This window comes from Betaproteobacteria bacterium (genome assembly GCA_016791345.1).
Taxonomy (GTDB): domain Bacteria; phylum Pseudomonadota; class Gammaproteobacteria; order Burkholderiales; family JAEUMW01; genus JAEUMW01.
The window spans coordinates 1-3,373 of record JAEUMW010000330.1 but is presented as its reverse complement, the minus strand read 5'-3'; the positions used below and the strand labels follow the sequence as shown (position 1 = coordinate 3,373).

Below are 3,373 nucleotides of genomic sequence, written 5' to 3'. Positions count from 1 at the left end.
GTCGAGATGTGCCGCGTCGACGGCGCTCCCGGGAAGCTCATTCACGCCGCCATCCGCATCGGCGACTCGATGGTGATGCTGACCGACGAAATGCCGAACTGCGGCGCGCTCGGGCCGAAGGCGCGCGGCGGTGCGTCGGTCACGATCCATCTGCAGGTTCCCGACGTCGACGCCATGTTCGCGAAGGCGGTGGCGGCCGGGGCGACCGTTACCATGCCGGTCGCCGACATGTTCTGGGGCGACCGTTACGGCCAGATCGTAGACCCGTTCGGTCACTCGTGGGCGATCGCCACGCATGTGCGCGACGTCGGCATGGAGGAACTCAAGGACGCCGCGAAGAAAATGTTCAGCTGATTCGCAGGTGATGGAGGTCAGCATGCAATACATGCTCTTGATCATGGAGCCGCATGGCCAGCGGCAGGAACGATCCGCAGAGGAAGGCCGGCGCCTCTACGCCGAGATGCGCAGCTTCGCCGACGACCTCGCCGCACGTGGCCTGCTCACCGCGGCCGAGTCGCTGCAGTCGGATGCGAAGGGGATTCGCGTCGACGTGCGCGGCGGGCGGACGAATCTGCTCGACGGCCCGTTCTCGGAGACGAAGGAAATGGTCGGCGGTTTCTTCCTGCTCGACTGCGAAAGCCGGCAGCAGGCGATCGAGATCGCCGGCCAGTGCCCGGCGGCGGCCTGGGCCACCGTCGAGGTGCGCGGCCTCGGCCCGTGTCACGACTGACCCGACAGGCGCGACAACGGAGACGGGCATGACCCAGATATTCGTGAACCTGCCGGTGCGCGACCTCGATCGGTCGGTGGCGTTCTTCACCGCGCTCGGCTTCAGCTTCAATCCCGACTTCACCGACGAGAACGCCACCTGCATGATCGTCGGCGACAACGTCTTCATCATGCTCCTCGTCGAGCCGTTCTTCAGGATCTTCACCGTCAAGGAGATCTGCGACGCCCGCCGGAGCGCGGAAGTCATCGTCGCCCTGTCGGCCGCGAGCCGCGCCGAGGTCGACGAGCGGGTCGCAAAGGCGGTGGCGGCAGGCGCGACGACACCGATGCCGGCGAAGGATCACGGCTTCATGTATCAGCACGGTTTCCAGGACCTCGATGGACACCTCTGGGAGTTCTTCTGGATGGAGCCGGGTGGCGCGCAGAAGTGAGCACAGGAGGAATCCATGTCCACCGCAATTCAGAAGATCACCCCCTTCCTCTGGTTCGACCATGAAGCCGAAGAGGCCGCGCACTTCTACACGTCGATCTTCGACGACGCGGCCATCGGCAAGACGACGCGCTACGGCGAGGAAGGGGCGCGCGTGTCCGGCCAACCGCCTGGGTCGGTCATGACCATTGCATTCCGCCTGGCGGGGCAGGAGTTCGTCGCCTTGAACGGCGGACCTCACTTCACGTTCAGCCCGGCGATTTCCTTCGTCGTCCGCTGCGATTCGCAGACGGAGGTCGATCGTTACTGGGACCAGCTGGCCGCCGGCGGCGAGGAGCGTGCGCAGCAGTGCGGCTGGCTGCAGGACAGGTACGGCGTTTCGTGGCAGATCGTGCCCGCGGCGCTCGACACGCTACTTGACGCGGCCGAACCGCAGCGGGCGAGCCGCGTCATGCAGGCGCTGCTCAAGATGAAGAAACTCGACATCGAGGCGCTGGAGCGCGCGTGGGCGGGCGGTCCGCAGATCACGGCAACACATTCGTGAAACGTCACCCAAAGGCTGGTCCGCATCTCCAGTGCTGTGTTCTACGACTGGCGGCGGTGTCGATTTCGTGCCGCACCGATCGTCGTCGGGATGAGCACTCTTGCTCGCAACCGATACGCAAAGGAGGTCGACCATGCGCTTCATGATCATCGTCAAGGCCACTCGGGACTCGGAAGCCGGCGTCATGCCGGAGGAGGTGCTGATCGCGGAGATGGCGACCTATCACGAGGAGCTCGCGAAAGCCGGCGTGCTGCTCGATGCGTCGGGGCTGCAGCCGAGCTCCAAGGGTTGGCGCATACGCTACGACGGTGGCCGGTGCAGCGTGATCGACGGGCCGTTCACCGAGTCGAAGGAACTCGTTGCCGGCTACACGCTGATCCAGTGCCAGTCGCGCGAGGAGGCGATGGAATGGACGCGCCGCTTCCCGAATCCTGCGGGTGAGGGCAGGGACGCTGCGATCGAGGTGCGCCAGTTGTTCGAACTGGAGGACTTCGGTCCGAGCGATGCCGTCGAACGCTTTCGCGGGCTGCGCGTCGGCGGCGAGAAGTAGCACCGCACGCGGTCGAACGCGCACGATGACGGCGCCCGACATCTCGCGCACCATCGACGCGGTGTGGCGCATCGAGGCGGCGAAGATTATCGGCGGCCTCACCCGCATCGTGCGCGACGTCGGCGTGGCCGAGGAGCTCGCGCAGGATGCGCTGGTCACCGCCCTCGAACAGTGGCCGGCCGGCGGCATCCCCGACAACCCCGGCGCGTGGCTCATGACGGCGGCAAAGCATCGCGCGATCGACCTGGTGCGGCGACAGGCTCTGCACGCGCGCAAGCAGGACGAGATCACCTACGAGATCGAGGCGCAGTTGCAGGAAGCGGCACCGCCGGAGCCCGGTGCTGCGCTCGACGATCCGGTCGGCGACGATGTACTGCGGCTCGCCTTCATCGCGTGTCATCCGGTGCTCTCCACCGAGGCGCGCGTCGCACTGACGCTGCGTCTGCTGGGCGGCCTGACGACGGCGGAGATCGCGCGCGCCTTTCTCGTCGCCGAGCCCACCATTGCACAGCGCATCGTGCGTGCGAAACGCACGCTCGCGGAGGCGCGCGTGCCATTCGAAGTGCCGCGCGGGGAGGAACTCGCGTCCCGTCTCGCTTCGGTGCTGGAAGTCGTCTATCTCGTCTTCAACGAGGGCTACTCGGCCACTGCCGGCGAGCAGTGGACGCGCCCGGACCTGTGCCAGGAAGCGCTGCGGCTTGCCCGCATCCTGGCCGGGCTCGCGCCGCAGGAGACCGAGGCGCACGGCCTCGCGGCGCTGCTCGAAATCCAGGCCTCGCGGCTCGCGGCCCGTGTCGGTCCGTGCGGCGAGCCGATCCTGCTGCTCGATCAGAACCGCACGCGCTGGGATCCGCTTCTCATCCGCCGCGGACTGGCTGCGCTGGCGCGAGCCGAGGCGCTGGCGAGCGCCCGGGGTGGACTGGGTCCGTACGCGCTGCAGGCGGCGATTGCTGCCTGCCACGCGCGCGCCCGCACGGCGGAGGAGACGGATTGGCCGCGCATCGCCGCCCTCTACGATGCGCTCGCGCAGCGCCTGCCGTCCCCGGTGGTGGAGCTCAACCGCGCAGTCGCGCTCGCCATGGCGTTCGGCCCCGAAGCGGGCATGGAGGTGGTCGATGCG

Annotated in this window: 6 protein-coding genes; all 6 read left to right on the top strand. The window is 67.6% G+C overall.

Translation table 11 applies throughout. The annotated features are described in order from the left end of the window. On the top strand, positions 1-354 hold a 354-nt coding region (locus JNK68_13080; GenBank protein ID MBL8541288.1), incomplete at its 5' end, for a VOC family protein. Positions 355-376: 22 nt separating this feature from the next. Further along, positions 377-730, top strand: a complete 354-nt coding sequence (locus tag JNK68_13075) for a dehydrogenase (GenBank protein ID MBL8541287.1) — start codon at positions 377-379, stop codon at positions 728-730. A gap of 28 nt (positions 731-758) precedes the next feature. Next, on the top strand, positions 759-1,160 hold the full coding sequence (locus tag JNK68_13070; protein ID MBL8541286.1) for a VOC family protein: 402 nt from the start codon (positions 759-761) through the stop codon (positions 1,158-1,160). Positions 1,161-1,175: 15 nt separating this feature from the next. Then, on the top strand, positions 1,176-1,703 hold the full coding sequence (locus JNK68_13065) for a VOC family protein (protein MBL8541285.1): 528 nt from the start codon (positions 1,176-1,178) through the stop codon (positions 1,701-1,703). A 133-nt stretch (positions 1,704-1,836) separates the two neighbouring features. Continuing rightward, positions 1,837-2,253: a YciI family protein gene (locus tag JNK68_13060; GenBank protein ID MBL8541284.1), complete on the top strand. Its 417-nt coding sequence runs from the start codon at positions 1,837-1,839 to the stop codon at positions 2,251-2,253. Positions 2,254-2,278: 25 nt separating this feature from the next. After that, on the top strand, positions 2,279-3,373 hold a 1,095-nt coding region (locus JNK68_13055; GenBank protein MBL8541283.1), incomplete at its 3' end, for an RNA polymerase subunit sigma-24.

Excerpts from the sequence above, each read along its gene's own strand:
- JNK68_13060 (MBL8541284.1), top strand. The coding sequence starts at position 1,837 with ATGCGCTTCATGATCATCGTCAAGGCCACTCGGGACTCGGAAGCCGGC.
- JNK68_13075 (MBL8541287.1), top strand. The coding sequence starts at position 377 with ATGCAATACATGCTCTTGATCATGGAGCCGCATGGCCAGCGGCAGGAA.
- JNK68_13065 (MBL8541285.1), top strand. The coding sequence starts at position 1,176 with ATGTCCACCGCAATTCAGAAGATCACCCCCTTCCTCTGGTTCGACCAT.
- JNK68_13070 (MBL8541286.1), top strand. The coding sequence starts at position 759 with ATGACCCAGATATTCGTGAACCTGCCGGTGCGCGACCTCGATCGGTCG.